Origin of the sequence: Roseibium sp. (assembly GCF_965233565.1) — a bacterium.
Lineage (GTDB): Bacteria > Pseudomonadota > Alphaproteobacteria > Rhizobiales > Stappiaceae > Roseibium.
Genome location: NZ_OZ247494.1, coordinates 3,997,288 through 4,019,582, shown reverse-complemented (window position 1 = coordinate 4,019,582; position 22,295 = coordinate 3,997,288). Strand labels below are relative to the sequence as shown.

Here is a 22,295-nt window from a genome sequence, read left to right as displayed (position 1 = left end):
GATCCACGACAGCCTCCATGGGAGTGCCATCCAAGTTGTCCTTGTATTTCGCGCCACCAAGCAACTTCCCAGCTTGAGTAAGCTCAACACGCACATCTTGCGTGCCCCAGAGATCATCCCAAACATCTTCCACGTAATCAGAGGCAAACAATTCGTACAAGACAGTAGTAACACCAATCGCAACAGCTCCCACAACAATACTTGCTGTACTACCTGCAGCGATAGGCACACCCACCGCGCCAATTAAACCTACGGCCAGACCTCTTAGCGCTATAGAAGCAGCAGCTATACCCTCTTTTTCAATAGAGTACCGACTTCCAGCAACCCAAATATTTTCACCATCCTGCCAAACATTAACAGCTTCATAAAAATCACCTGCCCTACCTACAATCTTGGCCACTACGCCGAATTGTTGCGTTTGCTCGTGCTTACCTTCAACGAGAGCTGTAACGAAAGCTATTGCGGAACTTGTAAAACTATCCAATAATTTATTATTTTCTTCTTCAGGAAAATAATATTCGCTAGCAGCGCCCATTTTCAAACATCCCTATTCAGCATTTTCTATTTGCAATTCTTAATTCGGCACTCTTTCAGAGGCCTCTTTTTCTTAGCGTCGGACTTCACCAACTCTGTCAGCAAGGCTCCATTGACTTAATCGCCCCAGGGCGGGCTTTGCGAGCGACACACCTGGCAAGAAAAAAAGGTCTGTCTTGACTGCATTTTGACCACCATTAACCGTTCACGACACTTCTTCATTAATAGACTACTCGCTATACGAGCAAAATTACCTAGGATCATAAAAATAAACATCATCAAATTCATTTAGACATAAATTATTCAATAGTATTCTTAGGGTTGATTTATTTCATCTATTCTTCTGATATTTTTATTTTCAAAAGTAGGCATTAAATCTTCGACAAGAAACGGAAAAGCGTGTCAGGGACATGCGCATTTCAACTTCCGGGACTCCAACCGCCGGGCTTCGGTCAACACATAGATGAACCTGAAAGAAACGCGAATCCTCGTGACCACCGCTCATAAATATCTGATTTGCCTCATGAAACATTGACTTTGCCCCACGGTTTTCAGCTCAGGCGGAAGCCCACGACGCCCATTGGCAAAAACCGCCCCAACCTTAATAGTTAAGCGCAATCTGACATGCCGTTTACTGGTTGTAAATATATTCAATTCGTTCTCAGAGTGTAATATTTCTGTTAAAAACAAGACTGTTTTTGGAATATAACGCTGCGGATTCCGGAGCTTGCGCGTTGCTCGCGACATCCATTTGCGACATTGAAACACATGCATTTTCCACACCTGATACCGCCCAATGCACAAGGCCTGCGAAGACGTTCGCCGTCATTTCGCGCAATAGCTTTTCATCGCCAATTGCCTCCCCTTTTAAGGTGCTCACCCGACAAGCCCCCCGTTCAAGACGCAATTCCGGCGCATCATTGGCAGGCACGTCGGCTGGACCACGCTTGCCACCTTCGTTTTCGATGCTTTGGAGCAAGCACGATGTGGCCGGCGCCCCGATCATGGGTATGACCTCGTCGGCCACTCGCAAGTAACGTCCGATACAAGACAAGCAGGCATTCGGTGCGATTGGCCAAGTTGGGCATTGCGCCCCCGGTCGGCAGTGTTGGAGCGGCCACGACACTGCGCTCGCCAGAACGACCAGCGGGCTTTCAAAAATGCCGTGGGCATTCATCGGCGTGAACCATGTCACAGGCTAAAGATGGCAGGCGTGTTTGCTGCGATCCGGGTGCGACCCTCAAAACCCCGTTTCGGCCTTGAGCGCCTGTGTTCCCTCCCTTTCGGAGGCGACCTTCCTCAAGCTCCGGCCACAACGAGTGGGCACGTCTCCAAACGTTTCAGACCTCGCGCCGGCACAGCAACAGCGAGCGCTCATGTTCCTTCACATACTCACGCGGCGGCGGCAGCGTTCCGACATTTCCCGTCGGCTGGAACCCCGCCCGCTCATAGAGCGCGATCGCCGGGCGATTGTCGTCGGCGACGTCAAGGACCAGGACTTCAAATTCAGCGGATTTGGCCCAGTCGACCACGCTCAACACGAGCGCCTTTCCAACACCGCGGTGACGCGCTTCCGGGGCCACCCACATGCCGAACAGGCCTGCCGTCTTGTGGCGGCCATCCCAGGCGCCACCGGTCACCAGTCCAACATCCTCATCGCCCAAAACTGCGACAAATGTTTTTGCACCGGAGGTCAGGCGCCGGCGCCAGTCCGCTTCGGGAAAGGCTGTTTCTTCCGCAAGCGTCCGTGCGAATGCGTCTGGTGTGTCCGCCAGAGCGCGGAGCCGAACAGCGCGAAATCTCCGCCAATGCTCTTCGCTGAACGGCTCTATCCTCATGCGTTCCTCCGCCGGCCTGCTTTTTGCCTAACAGGTGGCAAGAAACGGCAAAATGCAAGCCGGCCAATGATTGGATTGCGCAACCAGGATCAAGGGGGGGCCGCGAAGCAAAGAGCTTTCTGTCGACCGGAACTCGGTTCCGTCCGCAACACAGCTCGCAGCTGCCGGCCCTTTTCCAACATGCGCTGAAACATGGCGCCGATGGCGCATATGTGCGGTCCCTCTTCCGAAGGTTCCGGCAGCTACGCCCCGCCTCTCAGGGCCGATCCACCAGAATGCCGTCTTCCAAGCGCTCGGCGCGTGTGCCAAGCCGTCCGCGGAAGTCCGCGTCATGGGAGACGATGATCATGGCCTGGGGCAAGCCCTGCAGGATCTCGATCAGCCGCGCTTCGTTCTTTTCATCAAGGGCGTTGGTCGGCTCGTCCAGGAGCAGGACATCCGGCGCCATCGCCAGGACCGTGGCCAGGCTCACCAGCCGTTTTTCACCACCGGAGAGCTTGTATGTGATGCGGTCTTTCAGAACCATCAGGTCCAGATCGCGCAGAACCGTGTCGACAATCTCGGTCGCCTCGTCCCGGCTCTTGCCCAGATTGAGCGGACCGAAGGCTATGTCTTCCGCAACGGTCGGGCAGAAAAGCTGATCATCCGGGTCCTGGAACACGAACCCCGCCCGGCGCCGCACGGTCTGGAAATCCGATTCCGTCCGGCACGCCTTGCCGAATGCGGTAACCGTTCCCCGGTCCGGCTTCAACAGGCCGACCACCATGCGCAAGAGCGTGCTCTTGCCGGCACCGTTGTGACCGCTGATGGCAAGGCGTTCCCCTTCTGCAAGTCGGAGAGAGGCACCGCGCAGGACCGGGTCATGGCCCGGATAGCCGAAATGCAGATCGGTCAGTTCAATAAGAGGCGCCAATCTTCCACTCCAGACCAAGCAGCGTTGCCGCAGCCATCAGCACAAGACCCGCAAACCAGGCGTCGCGGCCGGTGAACCGCATTGTATCAAGCAGGGGAATAGTCCCGTTGAACCCGCGACATTTCATTGCCGAGAGGATGCGCTCCGACCGGTCGATAGACCGCACCAGCATCATGCCGACGAGATAACCGATCGACTTGTAGGTATGCAGCGAGTTGCGCAGCCGGAAGGAGCGCACCTTCATGGCACTGCGCAGTCGCAGATATTCCTGGTGCAGCACGCTGATGTAGCGCACCGTGAACATCAAAAGATGCACCAGCGTTTCCGGGGTCTTCAGCCGATGCAGCGCGTGTCCGAGCGTGACCGGTTCAAGTGTGCCCACCAGCACCATCAGCATCAGAATGACCGCATTCGCCTTCAGGGCGATCTCGACCGCACGCAGCAGGCCCTCCACCGAGAAACCGAAGCCGAAGACGGAGAACAGCGGTGTGCCTGGAACGGTAAAGGGCAGAAGTGCGAGCATGAACAGAATGAAACCGTCCATCGCCGCCATGCGGCGCAGGGTTGCCTTCAGCGGAAGGCGTGTCGCCAGCAGGACCGCAATGGACAGGCCGAAGCCGAGCGCCAGCACCGGCAGGCTTTTCAGACTGACAATCACAATGGCGAAACAGATCGCGGCCAGGACGCGGCTTCTCGGATCCAGCCGATCGAGCGTGCGGTTGGACCTGGCGCTGTCGGCGCTGATGAGGACCCTTGGTCCGGAGGAGACGAGATGCCCCATGCCTTATCCACCAGCCAGTTTGCGCCGGGCGGCAAGGTAGAAGAAAAGACCAAACAGCCCGAAGATGTATCCGATCCCGCCCAGGATCGTCTGAAGGTCGTTCTTTTCCTTGTAGGCCGCAAGTTCGCGGCGCAGAGGTGTGACCTCACGGTGAATCATCTCGCGCAGCATTTCACGGTTTTGCTCAAGGGCCGCCGCGATCATCGGGGCCGCAGCGACGGCAGCGGTCTCGTTTTCATGGACATTGCCGGCCACGCTCGTGTCGACAACAGGAGTGCTGTCCGCCCCAGTAGCGGGCTGGGGCCCCCCTGGAATGTCGGGCAGTTCCTCCAGTTCCATGCGTACTTCAGCCACATGCCCGGAACCGAGATTGGCCCTGAACACATGCACAACGCGCTGCGACGGTCTGAACGAAAAGAAGCCGTCGCTGTCGGTTGTGACCTCGCCGAGCTTGTTGCCATCCCCGTCGAACACTTCAACCAGCGTATCGGTTGCCATGTCGCCGTTGGAAAAGCCGATTTCGCCTTCGATTGTCTCGCCGCTGGCGAAGACGGAGACGATGACCTTGTGCGCCAGGGCGGGGTGTCCGGCTAACGTGACCAAAAACAGGAGCGCTGTGCCGAGGATCTTTGCGTATTTCATCGCACGCCTCCGGAAGAGGGTTCCGAGCTCAAGAACAGCTCGGGTTTGACCTTGCGGGCCAGATAAACCGCGAAGCCCGTCAAAAGGCCCTCGATCGCCATGACCGGCATGTGGGTGACAAAGACAAGCTTGGCGGCCGGAACAAATTCTTCACCGCTGAAGGCCAGCGAGAGGCCGACCATCACGGTTGTCAGCACGATGGAGAGCGCACCGCCGATGCCGCCCCAGATCGCGGCTGCAACGTCCGATTTCGAGGCGACGCCATAGCGGCAGAGGTAATAGACCGCGACTGCCGGCAGGGCGATGTTCAGCGTGTTCACGCCGAGCACCGTGACACCACCGAAGCCGAAGAACACGGCCTGCAGCAGCAATCCGACAAAAAGCGCGGGAAAGGCGGCCCAGCCGAGCACGAGCCCGGCAAGGCCATTCAGGATCAGGTGGACGCTGGACGGACCGATCGGCACATGAATGAGCGAGGCCACGAAGAAGGTCGCGCTGAGAATGCCTGCCGCGGGGATCCTTTCCATCGGCAGCTTGCGCAGCCCGAGCGCGACACCGCCCACGGCCAGGATCGACCCGGCAAGGACGACTTCAGTCGACAAGGCGCCGTCGACAATATGCATCGGCTCTCCCTCCGTCCGGTTCCGTCCTATTCGACGTCGTAGGCGCGGACCCAGATGACCGCATCCTGGCTGAGTTCCTTGCCCTCATATTCCTTTTGAGGACCGGCACCAAGTGCAGCAAAACCCCAGAAACCGGCCTTCGGGATGCCGAAGGTAAAATAGCCGTTTTCATCGGAAATCGCGACGACAGCACCGCCTGGCATTGGAGATGCAGTGGCTTCCTGCGGCTTGTTTTCCTCCATGTCCGGTTCGGCCGCCATGTATTCGATTTCGATCTCGGCACCGGCAACGGGCTTGCCCTCGGCCAGAACACGGCCGGTGAAGGTCGAGCCGGCAACGATGTTGGTCGGGCGGTTCAACGGCAGGATTTCGGTCGCAAGCCCTTGTGGCTCCATCCAGTCGGTCGGAATTTCGTTCCGGTTCACATAGGACTTGGTGATCTGCTGGATGTAGATGTCTTCGCTCTCTTCGTAATAGGGAGCCGGCTCGACGACGAGCACATAGTCGCCGCTGCGTTTCACCGGCAGTGTCGCGTCAAAGGCGGCCGCCTCGTTCTCCTGACCGGTGAAAGTGATCGGCTTGAGCGTGCCTTTCAGGTCGTATCTCTCGCCGCGATGCACGGCGTAAAATTCGAGCGGGGTTTCCATGTCCATGACATGGCCGTTTTCAAACGGATGCCAGAAGATGAGCTTCAGCGGCAGGTCGCCGGCCTTTTCCAGGTTGACCTCTGGCGTATAGGCCAGAAGGAAATGCGCCTGGGCTGCGAAGGGGTTTAGGATCGTTGCTGCGCAAAGGGCTCCAAGGCCGAGCTTGCGAAGTGTCATATGTCGTCTCTCTCAATGGGCCACCGGCAGGTGCCGGTTGGGTCGACTGAAAGACGGTCGGGGACGGAAGCGGGAAGCGATTGAGGAGTGAACCTGGCGCTTGTCCGCGTGACGCTCACCCCGGCGTCCGGTTGCGGTGTCAGGGCGCTGCTCCTGGCAGGCCATGACGATCAGCGGCAGGTCTCCTGGCTCGCGGGTCTTTGCCTGAACCGGCCTTCCCGGCGCTTGCAGCGCCAGTGGCATAGTCGGTCCCGGCTCTCCGCCTACAGTTGCGGGGGCAGCCACGGTTTTGGTCCCTACTGGGTACGCCTCACCGTGTTCCCTTTTAATCCCAAGGCCAGTCCTGGCCCCGAGAACCGATAACGCTGCTTATTGGACCCGATTGATCTCGCTTGTCAATCTCTCCGGTGGTCGGATACCGGCGCCAACTGATGCAAATCCGCTCGCTTGTGCCACACCCGGCCGATGGAACAGCGGACAGGTTACGAAAAACCGCGTCCTGACCTTCGTTCTCGGTACGCAATCCAAGCCCAGCGCACAAACGGGGACCGCCCGTGCAGGGATCCTGTTTCGTCGCGTCGAGCGCAGACCGGTCCGGGAACAAACTGCCCCGGCCACATCCCTGATTGCTGGTGCGTATGACCCGTCCGTGCGTGCCTTGTTTCGACAATCTGTCCTGTTTGCAAAACGGAAAAGCGTTTGCGTTTTCAAAAAGACACAGCACCTCAAAGAGCAAGTTCACGCTTCAAACTATTGAATTTGTTACTTTAATTTTTCCTCATATTTCAACGCATCATGGCGCCCACCTTGCAACGCTCCGGCTGGATTGCGCAATCGCGCATCAGCAAGGGAGTATAAAAATGGCAAGTTTGCCCGCAACACGTCCCATGATCGGGACAAATGAAGATGACGTGCTGAATGGCACAAGACACTCTGACGTCATGTCCGGCCGTTTCGGCGATGACCTGATGATGGGCCACAACGGAAACGACGAGGTCTGGGGAGGCACTGGCGACGATACGCTCTATGGCAACAATGGTGATGACACGCTTTATGGGTCCGGTGGTCCGAACCTGGTGCAGATAACCTCCGTCGCCATTGCCGACGATCATCCGGTCTCCGTTGTCTTCGAAGGCGAAACCGCCGGGTACCGAAACACCTTCGGTTACTACAAGGTCGCCGAGGACGGCACGATCACCGACGTGAAATTCATCTGGGAGAACGCCTCGCTGCAGGGCAGCGGCGGCAACCTTATTCAGGGTCAGTCCCGCGAGTTTCTCGACGTTCAGTCCGGAGACCAGATCGCGTTTTTCATCATCTCCAACGGCTACAGCCGCAATGGCGGCTATTCCGGTCTCGACCTTGAAAACGGATCCCTGGAGTTTCAGGAGGCTGACGGAACCGTCGCAACCCTGAACAGCACCGCCCCGCGCCTTTATCACATTGCGCCGGACGGAACGCGAACCATGATCAAAACCGATCCCTACCACACGTCGGCCTATGGCGACACGGTCGGGCTCAATCCGGACGGCATCCTGCACACGACCGGCGTTCTGAAGACCGATGCCGGTACCATCACGCTCGGCTTCGAGGACCTGTTCAACGGCGGCGACCGGGATTTTGACGACAGCGTCTTCACCGTTGACATCGGCATCGCCAACGCACTGCTGCTGAATGCCCATTATCAGCAGCAGACCGGTGGCACCGATCCGGCTCCCGGGCCGGGCGACGATACACCGGTGATCATCCGCAGCGATAACGACGTGCTTTACGGAGGAGACGGTGCGGATGAACTGCATGGCCGGTCCGGCAATGACCAGCTCTATGGCGGCAACGGTCATGACGACCTGCACGGCGGCAGTGACAACGATGCCCTTTATGGCGGGTCGGGCTCGGACAAGCTCTACGGCAATTCCGGAGACGATACGCTGTATGGCGGCCAGCAGGGTGACACGCTCAATGGCAACAACGGCGATGATGTTCTCTATGGTGAAAGCGGTGAAGACACGCTGAATGGAGGCACAGGCAATGATACGCTTGATGGCGGTCTGGATGACGACACGCTGATTGGTGGATCCGGTGACGACATTCTCATCGGTGGTTACGGCGAAGATGTCCTGAAAGGCGGTGCCGGCAATGACCAGCTCCGCGGCGGTCACCAAGACGACCAGCTTTATGGTGGCCATGATGACGACACCTTCTTTGGTGACGCCGGCAACGACATGATGCATGGCGGCCGGGGCAATGACACCGTCGACTACACCGACTTCGATGTCGACCTGTCCATCTCGCTTCACAACAAGCGAGCACATGGACAGGAAATCGGCACCGACACGCTGAAATTCATCGACAACATCAAGTCCGGTGGTGGCGATGACATCCTGAAGGGTTCAAAAGGTGTCAATGTCATTGACGGCGGTGCCGGCGACGATCAGATCCGAAGCCTGCAGGGTGCCGACACGCTCACTGGTGGCGAGGGAAACGACACGTTCGTCTTCCGCAGCTACGACCTGTCGGGGACCGATGTCATTACCGACTTCGAGATCGGGATCGACCTGCTCGACTTCAGCCACCTGGCCGGATCACTGGATGACGAGAGTTTCCTCGGTCGTCTCCTTGCGGTTGCCGATGGCGATGACACGACACTGTCGGTCGATTTGAACGGTAATGGTTCCTACAAGGAAGTCTGCACGCTGAACGATGTCGGCTCCCAGAGCATCACGTCGCTCAACGACAGCAACTGCTTCCTCTTCTGAGCCACAGACCGGGTTCGCGTTTTCAAAACACGAACCCGGTCTCTCTTTCTTCACCCGCAAGCGTTTTGCATTTTCGAAAACATCAACCGGCCTCAAAACGTCTTTCTCACTTCCCATTTTGCAAAGCCCTGTTTTCAACCCAACAAAATATATATAAATTCAATAACTTATCATTCTCCCCCTTCTCCTGGCGCCGTCCTTCCAAGATGGCCCACTGCTTGCAAAACATCGGCGTCGACACTTTTTGGGAAAGCGCGCCGGTGGAAATCATTCACGAAAGACCCAGCCAGAGGCTGCACTACAGGGTAACAGCGCCCATGCGCGTTACGCTGGACGGTGCGACCTTCGACGCTGTCGACTGGGGTCTTGGCGGCTGCCGTCTCCGGATGCCGGAGAATGACCTTCCCGAAAAAGGCTCAGAACACACGCTGTTCTGCACGCTTCCCTTCCAGGGTTTCAACATCACGCTGAAAGCCGAGGCTTCGGTTGTCAGATGCGAGACCAGTGGTGACATTGCCTTCCGCTTCACGCAGCTCGGTGAACGCGAAAACGCGTTGATGCAGCATTTCATCGAGGATCTGGTCCGTGGCAAGATGACCGATGTGGCCGACACGATCGTGCGCATCGACACACCGGTGACCCCGGTGCCGACCAAACCTGACCCCAACCCGGTCGATGTGATGCCGGTCCGGCGCTGGCCGATCAAGCAGATCGTGATGACGCTGTTCTATTTTGCCCTGGGGGCATTCGTATTCGGCTATGTCGGCGTCTACATCTTCGCCACGCTGTTCCGGCTGGAAGTGCCGTCCGCGGTGGTGGCCGCAGAACGGATTACACTTACCGCCCCGGTCACCGGGATGGTAACGGACACAAGCGTTCGCCCCGGAGACACTGTCCGCGCCGGTGAGCTGATCGCGACACTGAAAGACACCGGCGTCGAGACGGATTTGCGCCGCGCGCAGGCTGTTCTGGCCTCCACGATTGCTGAACTCGCTGAAACACAGACCCTCCTGGTTGAGGAAAAGCGCAAGGCCGAAGGCTATGCGCTGGTGGCCCGCAACAATGTCCGCCAGGCGGAATCCCAGCTCGTCGGGATGAAACTTGCCAAAGAAAATGCGGCATTGAAGGTCGAGCGGATGCGCGACCTCTCCGCAAAGGGCCTGGTGCGTGCGGACGATGTTGAAGCTGCGGCGCTCGAACTGGAATCCGTCATCTCCGACCTGGAACGCAAGAAGATCCACATAACGGAACTGAAGGAATTGATTGCCGGTGGCGACAGCATTCGCCTTTTCACCGGCAATGCCTTTGCCGGAAGGCTTGCGGAGATGGACGCACGGGTGGCTCGCCTGCGGGCTGAAAAGGCGCATCAGGAAACGGTGGTCGCCAGTCTGCAGGCCAAGTCAACGACCAGGACGGTGACCGCGCCGGTTTCCGGGCGGTTGATCGAAACCACGCAGGTTGCGGGCGCCGCCATCAAACAGGGCGAGCCGCTTTATATTCTCGAAGAAGTCGGCGCTGAAACAGTGCAGGCCTTCCTGACCCAGGAAGAAGTGCTGCAGGTGCGGACCGGTACCCCCGCCAGGCTTTATCTTCCGGCGGAGGGACGCTGGATCGAAGCCGAAGTCAGCGCCATCGACCGGACAGCCGGTTTTGTCGACGAAGTGTCCGAGACCTACCGTTTCCGGGCGCCCGATGCACGGTCGGCCAAGGTTGAGCTGACACCCGTGGGCGAAGCCCTGCCGCTGAGCGGCACACCGGTCGTGGTCTATTTCGAACGCCACCGGAACAACCTGGTCTGGCGCACGACCCAGCAGCTTCTGGAGGCCTTCTGATGGAGCCGACAGGCAAGTCGTTTACCTATGATGTCGATGAAATCACGCATCAGCCAAAAGGCTGGGCGAAATGGACACCCTTTGCGCTGTTCCAGATCACCCTCTATTTCGGTGTCTGTTTCATCGGCCTGACCACTGTCGAAAACGTCTTCTTCAGCCCGGCCACGCGGGAGATCACGCTCGTGATCGGGATCCTGGGAATCTGGCGCTATGGCTGGTGGTTCACCCACGCCGTGCGCGCGTGGATCTACGGCAGGTTCGTCTACCCGTCCATGCGCGATGCCGGCAAGAAGGTCTGGGAAGACGGCTGGCGGCCCCGGCATCTCCACTTCATGATGACCACCTACAAGGAACATCGCGACATCACGGAAAAGGTCATTCGTTCGATCTGCCGTGAGATCCGCGACGCCGGCGTGCCGGGCACGATCTGGCTCGGGTCAGGCGACCGCTATGACGAAGAGCTGATATCCAATCTGCTGATCCGCGAATGGTCGGATCTCGACGTGACGCTGCATGTCGTGCGCCAGAACCAACCCGGCAAACGTCTTGCCATCGGTCTCGTGCTTAGGGCGATGAGCCGGGGAGAGGTCGAGGATGACGACCTGATCATCTTCATGGACGGCGATTTCATCCTCGCAAAGAACGCCGTGGGTGCCTGTCTGCCGTTGTTCAAGCTTTACCCGGACCTGCAGGCCTGCACGACGGACGAGGAAGTGCTGTGCATCGGTCCGCGCTGGATCGCGAACTGGCTGACGATGCGCTTTGCGCAGCGCCGCCTCGCCATGCAGTCCCATTCGCTTTCCGGCCGCGTGCTGACGCTGACAGGCCGCATGTCCGTGTTCCGGGCCAATCACCTGACCAAGTTGAAATTCATCCGTCTTCTGGAGGCCGACCATCTGGAGCACTGGCTCTGGGGCAAGTTCCGGTTTCTGTCCGGAGACGACAAGAGCACCTGGTACTACATGCTGCAATCCGGCTGCCGCATGCTCTATGTGCCGGATGCCATGGGCTACACGGTCGAGGTGATCGAAGGCTCCGGCATGGATCGGATGGTGCAGAATTTCCGTCGCTGGTCGGGCAACATGCTGCGCAACGGGTCGCGTGCGTTGGCACTCGGTCCAGGACGCATGCCGTTCTTCATCTGGTGGTGCCTTCTGGATCAACGCGTTTCCATGTGGACCATGCTGGTCAGTCCGGTGCTGGCCGTCTCCACCTCGGTGCTGCTCGATCCCTATTACGTGTTCGGCTATGTCGTCTTCATCTGCATCACGCGCATGTTGCTGTCGCTGTTCCTCTATCAATACGCGCGCAAGGTCGATCTCAGCTATCCGTTCATTCTCTATTTCAACCAGCTCATCAACGCTTCGGTGAAGGTCTATTGCATCTTCCGCCTGTCCAAGCAGCGCTGGTCCAATCGTGGCGACCAGCGTGCCGGGGAAGGCGACGGATTGATCGCCACACTTCAGAACTGGATGGCCAGCTATCTGACGCTGCTCTACGTGACCATGCTGTTTCTGGGCGTCTGTCTGATGGCCGGTCTGATCGAGCCGCCCAGCGCACGTCTGGTTTCACACGTGCTCGGCCTGTCCGCCTGAGCCGCGGCGCTATCTTCCCATTTTGCAAAACCGAAATTCCGAATTCTGGAAACGGACACCCTTCGCATTTCGAAAATCCCTTAATAACCAATTGTTTTGATTGATTTTTTCCAATATGCGACAGTTGGTCCGTTTCTTGTTCCCTTGTTCGCAACGCATGTTTTTCAAGGGGCTACCCGATGAGACTGAAACCGAAATTCTATACGGCCGCCATCGCTTTAACCGCCCTGGCAGCCCTTGCGCCAATCGCCTTCAATCTCGTGGTCGATGCCTATGACCACAATCAGCTGGTCGACCTGGATCTCAATAAACAAGAGATCAGCGTCAAGGCGCACTACCCGCTTTACAAGATGATCGAGTATCCGCGCATCAAGGCGCCGACGGTCATTCTCGGTGACAGCCGTGCCCGGGCCCTGCAGGACAAGTACTGGCAGGAACTCGGCCGTGACGACGTCTACAATTTCGCCTATGGCGGCGCCACGGTTTACGAGATCTACGACACATTCAAGTACCTGCAGGATACGGTCGAGCTCGACACGCTGATCGTGAGCCTGCCGCTCAGGTCCATGGACGCCCGTTTCAAGGGCGGCATGAACCGGGTGCCGGAAGCCATCGCGCTCGCGGACGATCCGTTCGGCTATTACACGAACTGGTTCGTGGCCAAAACCGGTTGGAGCTTGCTGGAAGACCGCTACCCGGCGCTGGCAGATGTGTTCAAGAACCTTTCCTTCCAGCCGGTGCAAAGCGCCAGGGCGGCTGACTTCACCGGCGTTACGAACATGTCGGTCGAAGCCTTGCTCGATCCGAGCCTGTGCGACGAATGCGCCCTGAAAACACCGCAGGGCACGCTTCTTCTTCCATCCGTCTATCACGGTCACGGCCTTGGCCTGGGGCGCTGGGCGGGGTACTGGCCGGAAATCACCATTGACCGCGACCTGCCGCAGCTGTTTGCCAAACAGGTCGGCACCAATGGTGCTGCCGACTGGCGGCGGTTCAAGCAATCCGACGAACTCTGGGCAATGGTGGAAGAGATCGCCGCCTGGTGCGCTGAAAACGATGTCGAGCTGATCTTCCTGATCCCGCCGACCATCTCCGAAATGCAACGGCGCATCTCCGATTTCGGGCTGACCGCTGCAAACCACAAGTTCCGTGAGCGGCTGTCCACACTCGCACCGGTGGTCGACCTCGATTACGACACCGCCTTCACACGGGATCTCGACAACTTCACGGACGCCTATCACTTCGGCTCGAACCCTGCGCGAAAGATTGTCGGCGAGTTGCAGCAGCTGATCGATCCGTCCTCAAACGAGACTGACCTTGCCCGCAAACGGCGTGGACCGCTCGCTTGCCCGGCCGTCGAACAGGACATCACCCAAACCCACAGGGAAGGCACACTCGAGCTGATCGAGGGCACGTCCTGCAGAATCTGGAGACACAGCCATGGTTAAGCGCGGCTTCAAACTCGAGGAAGTCCTGATCTGCCTGACCGGCTTTCTCATGGGTGCCCTCGTCGCCTCTGCGGTCATCGGTCTGACACCAGCTCCCAAGACCGAGCTTCAGAAAATCAAATGGCGGTACCAGACCGACGATGCGCTGACCGGCTTTCTTGCCGACGGTGCCGATAGAAACCAGCCGGAAAGGGAGATGCTGAGATGAAAACCAGAAAGTCCACATTGCGTCCCTGGAAGTACCTGCTGCTTGGCGCCGTCTTCAGCGCCGCCGGCGCGGTTGCCCTGAGCGCCGACGGCCCGGCCAAAACGGCAAAATCGGAACGGATCGACCCCACCATCGAAGAGATGATCAAACAGGCACGCGGTCTTCAGAAGGTCGGCCGCTGGGAAGCGGCTGCCGACATTCTGACCCAGCTGGCCAATGACGGTCATCCGGTCGCCCTTTATCATCTCGGGCGGGCCTACAAGAACGGCTGGGGCGTCGAGGCCGACCTGGATCAGGCCCGCCTGATCTTCATGGAAGCCGTCCGCTATTCCTTCGCCTATCGGGGCGAAACCGCGTATGAACTCGGGCGCCTTTTTCAGCGGTCTTCCGGCGAGAAATGCGCCGGGATCGCATTGCAATGGTTCCAGAAGGCGCTCGCCTGGGACTACCCCAAGGCACACGTTCAGCTGGCCAAGCATTACGAGCGCGGCATCGGCACCGAGCGGGACCTCACCGCCGCCTTTCATCACTATGAGCGCGCCGCCATTGCCGGCTACCCGTCCTCTACGATCAACTATGCCCGCATTCTCCTGACCGGACGGTATGGCCTTGCCCCCAATCCCGACGAAGCCCGTTTCTGGGCGGAACGAGCCATTGCCGGTCTGGAAAAGAAGGCCCGCGACGGCTCTGCAAGCGCCGCCAAGACGCTCGGCCGCATTCATCGCGACGGCGAATTCATGGCGGCGGACAGCGCGCTTGCCCGCGACTGGTTCCTGCGGTCCGCTGACCTCGGCGATGCAGGCGCCATGCACGATCTCGCCCGCATGGTTCTTGCCGGTTCACCGGATGAGGCCGAGGTCGAAGACGCCTTGAACTGGCTCCGCCTGGCCGCGAAAGCGGACCATGGCGGAGCACTCACGGCGCTTGGCCGCATTCACCTCAAGGGCGAGTACGGTCTGGAGCCGAAGGACGCGATCGATTTCCTGAAGCGAGGCGTCGAGACCGGCCACCCGGGTTCCATGGAAGAACTCGGCCGTCTTTACGCCGAAGGCAAACTGGTCAAGCAGGACCGGACCCGTGCCATCGAGCTTGCCCGCAAGGGGGCCGACCGGGGGCATCAGGGCAGTGCGAGCCTTCTGAAAGACCTGCAGCAGCAGGACGAGGCAAATCTCACCATCATCGAGCGGGAAAAACCGCTCCAGACCCCGTCAAAGGAGGGCTGAGTCATGGTTTTCAGTTCCCTGGAATTCATCTACCTGTTCATGCCGCCGGTTCTGATCGGCTATCTCCTGCTGCGCCACTGGGGCTGGGAAAACGGTATCATCTGGTGGCTGACGATTGCCTCCCTGGTGTTCTACGCCTGGTGGACGCCGGTCTACCTGCCGCTGCTTCTCGGTTCCGTCGTGATCAACTACGGCTTCCACCGGGTGCTGCGTCAGGTCCGCGACAAGTTCATCCTGATCATGGGGATTGTCTTCAACCTCAGCCTGATCGCCGTCTTCAAATATGCCGACTTCTTCATCGGCAACGCCAACCTGATCGCCGGTGCGGATATTCCGCTGCTGCATCTGGTGCTGCCGCTGGCGATCTCCTTCTTCACGTTCCAGCAGATCTCGTTCCTGATCGACACCTACAAAGGGGACATCGAGCACTGCGATTTCGCACGCTACATGCTGTTCGTCGTGTTTTTCCCGCAGCTGATCGCCGGCCCGATCGTGATGCAGAAGGAAACCATTCCGCAATTCCGCCTGCCTGTCTTCAGGAACAAGCTGGTCCTGAATCTGGCTGTCGGCGGCACCCTGTTCGCGATTGGCCTTTTCAAGAAGATCGTGCTGGCGGACGGCATCGCACCTTACGCCAACGGGGTCTTCAACCTGGCGGAAACCACCTCCGGCGTGCCGTTTGAAGCGGCCTGGATCGGGGCTCTTGCCTATTCGTTCCAGCTCTATTTCGACTTCTCGGGCTATTGCGACATGGCCTTGGGGCTCGCCCGCCTGTTCGGCATCCGCCTGCCGGTGAACTTCAACTCGCCCTACAAGGCCACCAGCATCTCCGATTTCTGGCGTCGCTGGCACATTACCCTGTCCCATTTTCTCAGGGACTACCTCTACATCCCGCTGGGCGGCAACCGCTCCGGCCCGGTGCGCCGGTATGCCAATCTGATGATCACCATGCTGCTTGGTGGACTATGGCACGGTGCCAGCTGGACCTTCGTCTTCTGGGGCGGTCTGCACGGAGCCTATCTGGCCATCAATCACGGCTGGTCGGCGCTGGTCGAGCGAGGCTACGTGCCGTCGCTGCTGCCGCCGGTTGCTGCCAGCTTCCTGGCGCGCATCCTGACCCTTCTTGCGGTGGTCGTTGCCTGGGTATTCTTCCGTGCCGAAAGCTTTTCCGGGGCCAGCAACATTCTGGCCGGCATGACGGGACTGTCTACGGTCTATGAGCCCCGCCTCTGGGAAAGTCTCCTGAGCGGAACCGCACCTGTCTGGGCCGCCATGGTCTGCCTTGCCGCCATCGTGTTCCTGCTGCCGAACGCCATCGAGTTCACCGAGAAGTACAATCCGGTGCTCGGCCTGAAGAAGCTGGTCAAACAGCGCAAGTCGGACGGGTTCCTGCCCGTGCGTTGGCAGCCGACAGCCGGCTGGGCCGCGGCGGTCTCCGTGATCTTCGCCGTTGCGCTTGTACAGACCTACCGTCTCGCCGAACTCACCGAGTTCATCTACTTCAACTTCTGAGCGGACCAGGTCCCATGAACCGACTTTTTCCGGTCCTCTTCGTCGCCTCAGCCGGCCTGTTTCAACAAGTCCCGGCGGAGGCGGCCGACAATACATCCGATCAGCTCCTGCTCCCCGCGCAGGCAACCACCATCGATCTCAAGTCCGGCCTCGTTCGCAAGAAAGGCGTTTCAGGCCAGTGCGTCGAAAAGGTTTCCAGGGCCGGGTCTAACACGCTGGTGATTTCGAAGTCGCCGGGAGACGACACGCCGCTGGTCAGCCTGAACGGCGCGCCCCGGAACATCGGCATGGAGACGGGATCCGGAGCGCGCCTTGGAACCATCCAGGCCAGCCGGGACGGTGCGCTGTTCTGGTTGCGGCAGTGGAAAACAGGCGACAAGCAGACGGAACTTTTGCAAGACGGCAGGATCTTGAGAAGCTGGCCGGCCGGAAGCGTGGTCCGCTTGCTGCGGGTTACCGAAAGCGAACTTCTCCTGCTGGTGGATGAACGTGGCACATCTCCACAACTGCAGACCATCTCCAGGCAAGAGCTTGCGGACGGTGCGCCACTCGCCGCCGTCCTGATCGACTTTGAAGCCTGCGTTCCGGAAAGGCTCCGGCTCGGCAAAACCCATGTCTGGGCGCAGTTGGCCTGCGAAGATGAGCGCGGTGCCGGAATCTTCCGAATCCCGCTCGACAACGGATCCATCGGCCATCCCGATATTCGCTCCAACAGCAGCGAATTCGTCGTCCTTCCGAAGAGCCCGGAACGCACCGGGAAACTCGCTGTCGCTTCGGTCAGCGGCTCAGAAGCTGCCCTGCAGTTTTACTTCGCGGTCAAGGGTCTTCTGCTCGGGCAAAGTGGCGAAGTGCGCGCCTGTTCATCCGATGCGGAGGGGCTGCAGAGCTGGAACCAGAGCTACCGGCTGCGCAGCCTGGCAACCCTGTATGAGAAGACAGGCGTGCAAGCGTTTGCGGATCTCGCCGTCAAATCCATGAAGCTGACCCTTGCCGCGCAGGATGGTCTGCAGGGGCGCACCGGACCGAACATCCCGGCCTGTGGCTGGAGTTCAAAGATCTATTCAAGTGAGAGCGGCGACCGCCTCAGCCTGATGATCAATCAGGCCGTGATTGCCAATTCGCTGACAGAGGGATGCCAGAGCCTTGGCCAAGCCTGCCCGCCGGAACTTCAAGCGCAGATCAGCGAAACGGCCAGTTGTCTGGCGTCTTCCTTTGAAGCGGACTTTGATGAGAGGGCTGGGCTTTACCGCATCCGCGACGGCCTGGAATTCCGGTTCGCCGGTGCCGTCGCACCCTGGAACTGGCAACTTTCCTTCGCAGCTCTCCTAAAAGGCTTGTCCGACAAAACTCTGCAGGCTCGTGCCAGCACCATCGTCGAAACCTTCCTGCGCGAAATCGAGCAAGCTCCCGAGGGCGGTCTATGGCGCTACTGGCCCAAGACCTATTACCTGGAAAAGGGCCTCGATCCGTCAGCCATTCAGAAACAGCGCTTTGAAGACACCGGGCATGCCGGGATCAGTCTGATGGGGCTGGCGGATATGGAAGATGTGTTCGGTGTGGCGTTCACCGAAAGTGTTTCCGAGCGTGCCGCGTATCTTCTGGACTTCGGGCCGGAAACGCCCCGCGATCTGGATGGCAGTGGACCGCGCAGCCCGAAGTGGTTTCCGGCCGGTGGCTGGGCCTCTGCTGCACCTGGCGTCCTGACCGCCGCCTATGCAGGCCAGGTTCCCGGCGCAAGCGCGGCAGACACGCTTTTTGCCTATGCCAGTTTGTTTGATCCAGAGGCTGGTTTCGACCTGACGCTCGACCTTCAGCTGTGTGGCGAAATCTGCCAACCCTACCGAAGCCTTACCTATGACAGCTGGCAGGCTTTCCTGGACAACAATCCGTTTTTCGAGCTTCGGCGAGCTGCTTCACCGCAACCAAAACCGGAAAACGGACTTTCCACGCAACCGAAATCGGCAAATCCTAACAAATGAGCAAGCAAATGCGTCGAAACTCCCTCAAGGGAACCCCACCGACTGCCGTTTCAGGAAAAGGAAGGTCCATGCGCGCCTGGCTTCGTCACCTTACCCATGACGCCACCTTCTGGCTTGTGCTGGTCTTTGTGACCGCTTCCGCACTGGCGGCCTATGTGCTGGCTGTGGATTTCGGCCAGAAGGCACGCACGGCGGACCTGTCTGCTGCAGCGCAGGCCCAATCGGACCTCTTGACCGCGTCCCGGTCCTTCTATTCCCGCGAGGTCGTTGACAAGCTCTATTCGTCTAACGACGTTCAGGTGTCGCACGAATATCACGACAAGGAGCTGACGGTTCCGGCACCGGTCTCCATGACCCTTGCGCTGGAAGAGGAATTGAAAGCGCAAGGCTCCGAAAGCAGCATTCGCATGCTGTCGGAACATCCCTGGCCTTGGCGGAAAGACCGCAAGCTCGACGACTATGAAAGAGAGGCTCTTCAGGCGCTCCAGCAGAATCCGGACCAGCCTTACGAGCGCCTCGAACAGAGGGACGACGGCAGTTACTTCCGCAGCGCCACCGCTGTCATCATGGAAGGCAGCTGCGTTGCCTGTCACAACACGCATCCAGACTCTCCAAAACAGGATTGGGAAGTCGGCGACATCCGGGGCATCCAGGAGGTCGTCATCCCGGCAAGCAGTCTTTATGGAACCGGGTTTACCTCGCTCAACAATCTGATCTTCATGCTCGCGCTGGCCTTTCTCGCCGCAGCTGCCCTGACGCTGGTCCTGTCCCGGCAAAGACAAAAAGCCACAAGCCGGCTGGCTGCCCTGGCCGAAGCCGAGCGCGAGAAAAACGAGGCTCTGGTCGCCGCGACCCGAAGGGCGGAAGCAGGAGAGGCCCAGGTCGGCGCCATTCTGGAAACCATGCTGGATGGCGTGTTGACCCTTTCTCCAGACGGAAAAGTCCTCAGCGCTAATCCCTCGGCGCTGAAGATGTTCGGCGCTCAGTCAATAGACGACCTCTCTTCGCGGGAATTGAACGACCTCCTCCCGGAGACCGGGTCACCGGAGCAGGTTCTTGAAGGGTTTGACAAGCACACCGGTTCGGGAGGCCTCTCCGAAACAGGTCAGCGTGTTGAAACGATCGGTCAACGTCTTGATGCAAGCAAATACCCGGTTGAACTTTCGCTGTCCAAATCTGCTGTCGGCGGAACCGATACCTATACCGCCATCCTGCGCGACCTGACCCAGCGAAAATCCGATGCGCTGAAACTGCAACAGGCCGAGACCCGGCTGGTCGACGCCATTGAATCGCTTCCAGACGGCTTTGTGCTGTATGACGCCGACGACCGGCTGGTGATGTGCAACAGCAAGTACCGGGAGTTCTATTCCAGCAGTTCGGACCTCATTCAGGTAGGCGAGAAATTCGAGGATATCATCCGCCGGGGCGCGCGGCGTGGACAGTACCAATTGTCGGGCAATGCGCTGGAAGACTGGATCGAGCTGCGCATGGAGCATCATCGCAATCCCGGCGCGCACATGGAACAGCACCTCGATGACGGCCGCTGGCTCAGGGTGATTGAAACGCGCACCAGCGAAGGTGGCATGGTCGGTTTCCGTGTCGATATCACGGAACTCAAACACCGCGAACAGGAACTGGTCCGCAGCCAGAACCTGATGCGCAGCGTGGTCTCGGCCTCCTTCGACGGCATCATCGTCATGGATGGCAAGGGCATCGTGCTCGATTACAGCCCGGCGGCCGAAGAAGTGTTCGGCTGGAAGGCCGGCGAAATCGTAGGCGAAAAAATGTCGGACTTCATCATTCCGGAAAAATACCGGGAGCTGCATGACAAGGGGTTGGAAAACTTCCTGATCACCGGTGAAGGCCCGGTGCTGGGCAAACGCATCGAAATCGAGGGCAAGCACAAGGATGGTCACGAGATCATCGTCGAACTGGCGATCCGGCATACGCGCGGCGAACATGGCCCGCTGTTCCTCGGTTATGTGCGCGACATCACCGAACGCAAGGCCGCGGACGCTGCCTTGAGAGATGCCAAGGAACGTGCGGAAGCAGCCAACGAGGCCAAGGCGAAGTTCCTGGCCATGATGAGCCACGAAATCCGGACCCCGATGAACGGTGTTCTCGGCATCCTGAGCCTTTTGCGCGACACCAATCTGGACGCCGCCCAGGCGGACTATGTCAAAACCGCCCGGGAATCCGGCCGGTCCCTGCTTGAACTGATCAACGACATCCTGGATTTTTCCAAGCTCGAAGCCGGCCGGATGGAACTCGACAGCGCGCCGTTCCGGCTAAAAACAGTGGTCAAAAGCATCGTCGACCTGTTCCTGCCCATCGCCCAGGAGAAGGATCTGGGCCTTTTCCTGAACTATGGCGAGAACATTCCGGAGGCCGTTGTCGGCGACGCCGGCAGATTACGGCAGGTGCTGTTGAACCTCGTGTCAAACGCCATCAAATTCACCGAACTGGGCTCAGTCGAAATCACGGTCGCCATCGAAAAACAGGACCCGGTCCGGCCGACCTTCCGCTTTTCGGTCAAGGATACCGGCATCGGTATTCCGAAGGACAAGCATGAGGCGTTGTTCGGGGATTTCGTCACCGTAGACAGCAGCTATACCAAGAAACAGGGCGGGACCGGTCTGGGGCTTGCCATCTGCAAGCAGATTGCAGGTCTCATGGACGGCGAGATTTCCGTTGAAAGCCTGCCCGCTGCCGGCAGCACCTTCCATTTTTTCGTCCCGATCATCCTGGCCGATGACCAGACGTATATCGAAGAGGTGACAAGCGAGGAGATCAAGGAAGCTCTTCCCGAAGGGCTCATCATTCTGGTGGCCGAAGACAATGCCACCAATCAGATCGTCGTCAGCCATGCCCTGGACCGGGCCGGATGCGATGTCGACATCGCCAACAATGGCCGGGAGGCCGTGCAACTGGCCCAAAGGCGCGATTATGACTGCATCCTGATGGATATTTCCATGCCGGAAATGGACGGTCTGGAAGCGACCGGAAAGATCAAGGCCGGCGGGCGCAATGCAACAACGCCGGTCATTGCCCTTACCGCCTATTCTCTGCGTGGCGACAGGGAACGTTTCCTGGCGGCCGGGATGGAGGATTTTCTCGCCAAGCCGGTGGAAAAAGAGGAGCTGCTTGCTTGCATTGCGCGCAACGTTCATCAGGCGGCCGCCTCCAGGCCAGCCGCCGCCGACCCGGTCGCTACTGCGTCCCTGGCGGCGGCACGCGACATCCTCGCCACCATGCCGACAGAGCTGAAACAGAAGCTGCTGCAACAATTCATCGATGACACCAGTCAGCGCCGCGAAGCTGTGCTGGAGGCTTTCGATACCGGAGACATCAACAAGCTCGAACGGGCAACACATGCCTTGAAAAGCGTTGCCGGGACCTTCGGCGCGGTGGAATTGACCAACACGGCTGCTGCGGTCAACGGGCTTGCACGGGACGGCAAGTCCAGCCAGGCGATGGCCAAGGCGGTCGAACTTGCAGAGCTTTGCAATCAGACGTTAGGAGAAGTGAAACATCTCGCCGATGAGATAGGGGTCGACATTTCGCTCAAGGCCTGATTGCCTTCGCGG

General features: G+C 58.9%; 16 protein-coding genes and 1 riboswitch. Of the genes, 9 read left to right on the top strand and 7 right to left on the bottom strand.

Annotated features, from left to right (window positions below):
• Window positions 1-1,195: 1,195 nt before the first annotated feature.
• From ACO6TG_RS18475 to ACO6TG_RS18445, 7 genes are all read right to left on the bottom strand, one after another.
• Window positions 1,196-1,540: a hypothetical protein gene (locus ACO6TG_RS18475; RefSeq protein ID WP_422374541.1), complete on the bottom strand. Its 345-nt coding sequence runs from the start codon at window positions 1,538-1,540 to the stop codon at window positions 1,196-1,198.
• Between the two features lie 334 nt (window positions 1,541-1,874).
• On the bottom strand, window positions 1,875-2,372 hold the full coding sequence (locus ACO6TG_RS18470; RefSeq protein ID WP_422374540.1) for a GNAT family N-acetyltransferase: 498 nt from the start codon (window positions 2,370-2,372) through the stop codon (window positions 1,875-1,877).
• 256 nt (window positions 2,373-2,628) lie between these two features.
• Window positions 2,629-3,285, bottom strand: coding sequence for an energy-coupling factor ABC transporter ATP-binding protein (locus ACO6TG_RS18465; RefSeq protein ID WP_422374539.1), 657 nt, complete (start codon window positions 3,283-3,285; stop codon window positions 2,629-2,631).
• The gene (cbiQ, locus tag ACO6TG_RS18460) at window positions 3,269-4,066 is read right to left on the bottom strand and encodes a cobalt ECF transporter T component CbiQ (RefSeq protein ID WP_422374538.1); all 798 of its coding nucleotides are present in this window, start codon (window positions 4,064-4,066) and stop codon (window positions 3,269-3,271) included. The genes ACO6TG_RS18465 and cbiQ overlap by 17 nt, the downstream gene beginning before the upstream one ends.
• Window positions 4,067-4,069: 3 nt before the next feature.
• Window positions 4,070-4,708 (bottom strand): cobalt ABC transporter permease, encoded by a 639-nt coding sequence (locus ACO6TG_RS18455; protein WP_422374537.1) that lies wholly within the window; start codon window positions 4,706-4,708, stop codon window positions 4,070-4,072.
• Window positions 4,705-5,331, bottom strand: coding sequence for a cobalt transporter CbiM (gene cbiM / locus ACO6TG_RS18450; protein WP_422374536.1), 627 nt, complete (start codon window positions 5,329-5,331; stop codon window positions 4,705-4,707). Before cbiM ends, ACO6TG_RS18455 begins: the two co-directional genes overlap by 4 nt.
• A gap of 26 nt (window positions 5,332-5,357) precedes the next feature.
• The gene (locus ACO6TG_RS18445; protein ID WP_422374535.1) at window positions 5,358-6,155 is read right to left on the bottom strand and encodes a DUF4198 domain-containing protein; all 798 of its coding nucleotides are present in this window, start codon (window positions 6,153-6,155) and stop codon (window positions 5,358-5,360) included.
• A 158-nt stretch (window positions 6,156-6,313) separates the two neighbouring features.
• Window positions 6,314-6,531: riboswitch (cobalamin riboswitch) on the bottom strand.
• 484 nt (window positions 6,532-7,015) lie between these two features.
• On the opposite strand from ACO6TG_RS18445, the gene ACO6TG_RS18440 reads away from it, so the two are divergent.
• The 9 genes from ACO6TG_RS18440 to ACO6TG_RS18400 all read left to right on the top strand — a co-directional run bounded on the left by ACO6TG_RS18440 (window position 7,016) and on the right by ACO6TG_RS18400 (window position 22,283).
• Window positions 7,016-8,911, top strand: a complete 1,896-nt coding sequence (locus ACO6TG_RS18440) for a calcium-binding protein (RefSeq protein WP_422374534.1) — start codon at window positions 7,016-7,018, stop codon at window positions 8,909-8,911.
• Window positions 8,912-9,129: 218 nt separating this feature from the next.
• Complete coding sequence (locus tag ACO6TG_RS18435; protein WP_422374533.1) at window positions 9,130-10,743, top strand: HlyD family efflux transporter periplasmic adaptor subunit; 1,614 nt, start codon at window positions 9,130-9,132, stop codon at window positions 10,741-10,743.
• Window positions 10,743-12,338, top strand: coding sequence for a glycosyltransferase (locus tag ACO6TG_RS18430; RefSeq protein ID WP_422374532.1), 1,596 nt, complete (start codon window positions 10,743-10,745; stop codon window positions 12,336-12,338). Before ACO6TG_RS18435 ends, ACO6TG_RS18430 begins: the two co-directional genes overlap by 1 nt.
• Window positions 12,339-12,517: 179 nt before the next feature.
• The gene (locus ACO6TG_RS18425) at window positions 12,518-13,786 is read left to right on the top strand and encodes a hypothetical protein (protein ID WP_422374531.1); all 1,269 of its coding nucleotides are present in this window, start codon (window positions 12,518-12,520) and stop codon (window positions 13,784-13,786) included.
• Window positions 13,779-13,994: a hypothetical protein gene (locus ACO6TG_RS18420; RefSeq protein WP_422374530.1), complete on the top strand. Its 216-nt coding sequence runs from the start codon at window positions 13,779-13,781 to the stop codon at window positions 13,992-13,994. Before ACO6TG_RS18425 ends, ACO6TG_RS18420 begins: the two co-directional genes overlap by 8 nt.
• Window positions 13,991-15,217 carry an SEL1-like repeat protein gene (locus ACO6TG_RS18415; RefSeq protein ID WP_422374529.1) on the top strand — a complete coding sequence of 409 codons (1,227 nt, stop codon included), beginning with the start codon at window positions 13,991-13,993 and terminating at the stop codon, window positions 15,215-15,217. The genes ACO6TG_RS18420 and ACO6TG_RS18415 overlap by 4 nt, the downstream gene beginning before the upstream one ends.
• A 3-nt stretch (window positions 15,218-15,220) precedes the next feature.
• Complete coding sequence (locus tag ACO6TG_RS18410; RefSeq protein WP_422374528.1) at window positions 15,221-16,729, top strand: MBOAT family O-acyltransferase; 1,509 nt, start codon at window positions 15,221-15,223, stop codon at window positions 16,727-16,729.
• A gap of 14 nt (window positions 16,730-16,743) precedes the next feature.
• Window positions 16,744-18,708 (top strand): hypothetical protein, encoded by a 1,965-nt coding sequence (locus tag ACO6TG_RS18405; RefSeq protein WP_422374527.1) that lies wholly within the window; start codon window positions 16,744-16,746, stop codon window positions 18,706-18,708.
• A 68-nt stretch (window positions 18,709-18,776) separates the two neighbouring features.
• Window positions 18,777-22,283, top strand: coding sequence for a PAS domain S-box protein (locus ACO6TG_RS18400; RefSeq protein ID WP_422374526.1), 3,507 nt, complete (start codon window positions 18,777-18,779; stop codon window positions 22,281-22,283).
• The last annotated feature ends 12 nt before the right edge of the window (window positions 22,284-22,295 follow it).

Coding starts and splice junctions, on each gene's coding strand:
- cbiQ (WP_422374538.1), bottom strand. CDS start 4,066: ATGGGGCATCTCGTCTCCTCCGGACCAAGGGTCCTCATCAGCGCCGAC.
- cbiM (WP_422374536.1), bottom strand. CDS start 5,331: ATGCATATTGTCGACGGCGCCTTGTCGACTGAAGTCGTCCTTGCCGGG.
- ACO6TG_RS18430 (WP_422374532.1), top strand. CDS start 10,743: ATGGAGCCGACAGGCAAGTCGTTTACCTATGATGTCGATGAAATCACG.
- ACO6TG_RS18425 (WP_422374531.1), top strand. CDS start 12,518: ATGAGACTGAAACCGAAATTCTATACGGCCGCCATCGCTTTAACCGCC.
- ACO6TG_RS18445 (WP_422374535.1), bottom strand. CDS start 6,155: ATGACACTTCGCAAGCTCGGCCTTGGAGCCCTTTGCGCAGCAACGATC.
- ACO6TG_RS18455 (WP_422374537.1), bottom strand. CDS start 4,708: ATGAAATACGCAAAGATCCTCGGCACAGCGCTCCTGTTTTTGGTCACG.
- ACO6TG_RS18415 (WP_422374529.1), top strand. CDS start 13,991: ATGAAAACCAGAAAGTCCACATTGCGTCCCTGGAAGTACCTGCTGCTT.
- ACO6TG_RS18410 (WP_422374528.1), top strand. CDS start 15,221: ATGGTTTTCAGTTCCCTGGAATTCATCTACCTGTTCATGCCGCCGGTT.
- ACO6TG_RS18470 (WP_422374540.1), bottom strand. CDS start 2,372: ATGAGGATAGAGCCGTTCAGCGAAGAGCATTGGCGGAGATTTCGCGCT.
- ACO6TG_RS18440 (WP_422374534.1), top strand. CDS start 7,016: ATGGCAAGTTTGCCCGCAACACGTCCCATGATCGGGACAAATGAAGAT.
- ACO6TG_RS18475 (WP_422374541.1), bottom strand. CDS start 1,540: ATGATCGGGGCGCCGGCCACATCGTGCTTGCTCCAAAGCATCGAAAAC.
- ACO6TG_RS18400 (WP_422374526.1), top strand. CDS start 18,777: ATGCGCGCCTGGCTTCGTCACCTTACCCATGACGCCACCTTCTGGCTT.
- ACO6TG_RS18420 (WP_422374530.1), top strand. CDS start 13,779: ATGGTTAAGCGCGGCTTCAAACTCGAGGAAGTCCTGATCTGCCTGACC.
- ACO6TG_RS18405 (WP_422374527.1), top strand. CDS start 16,744: ATGAACCGACTTTTTCCGGTCCTCTTCGTCGCCTCAGCCGGCCTGTTT.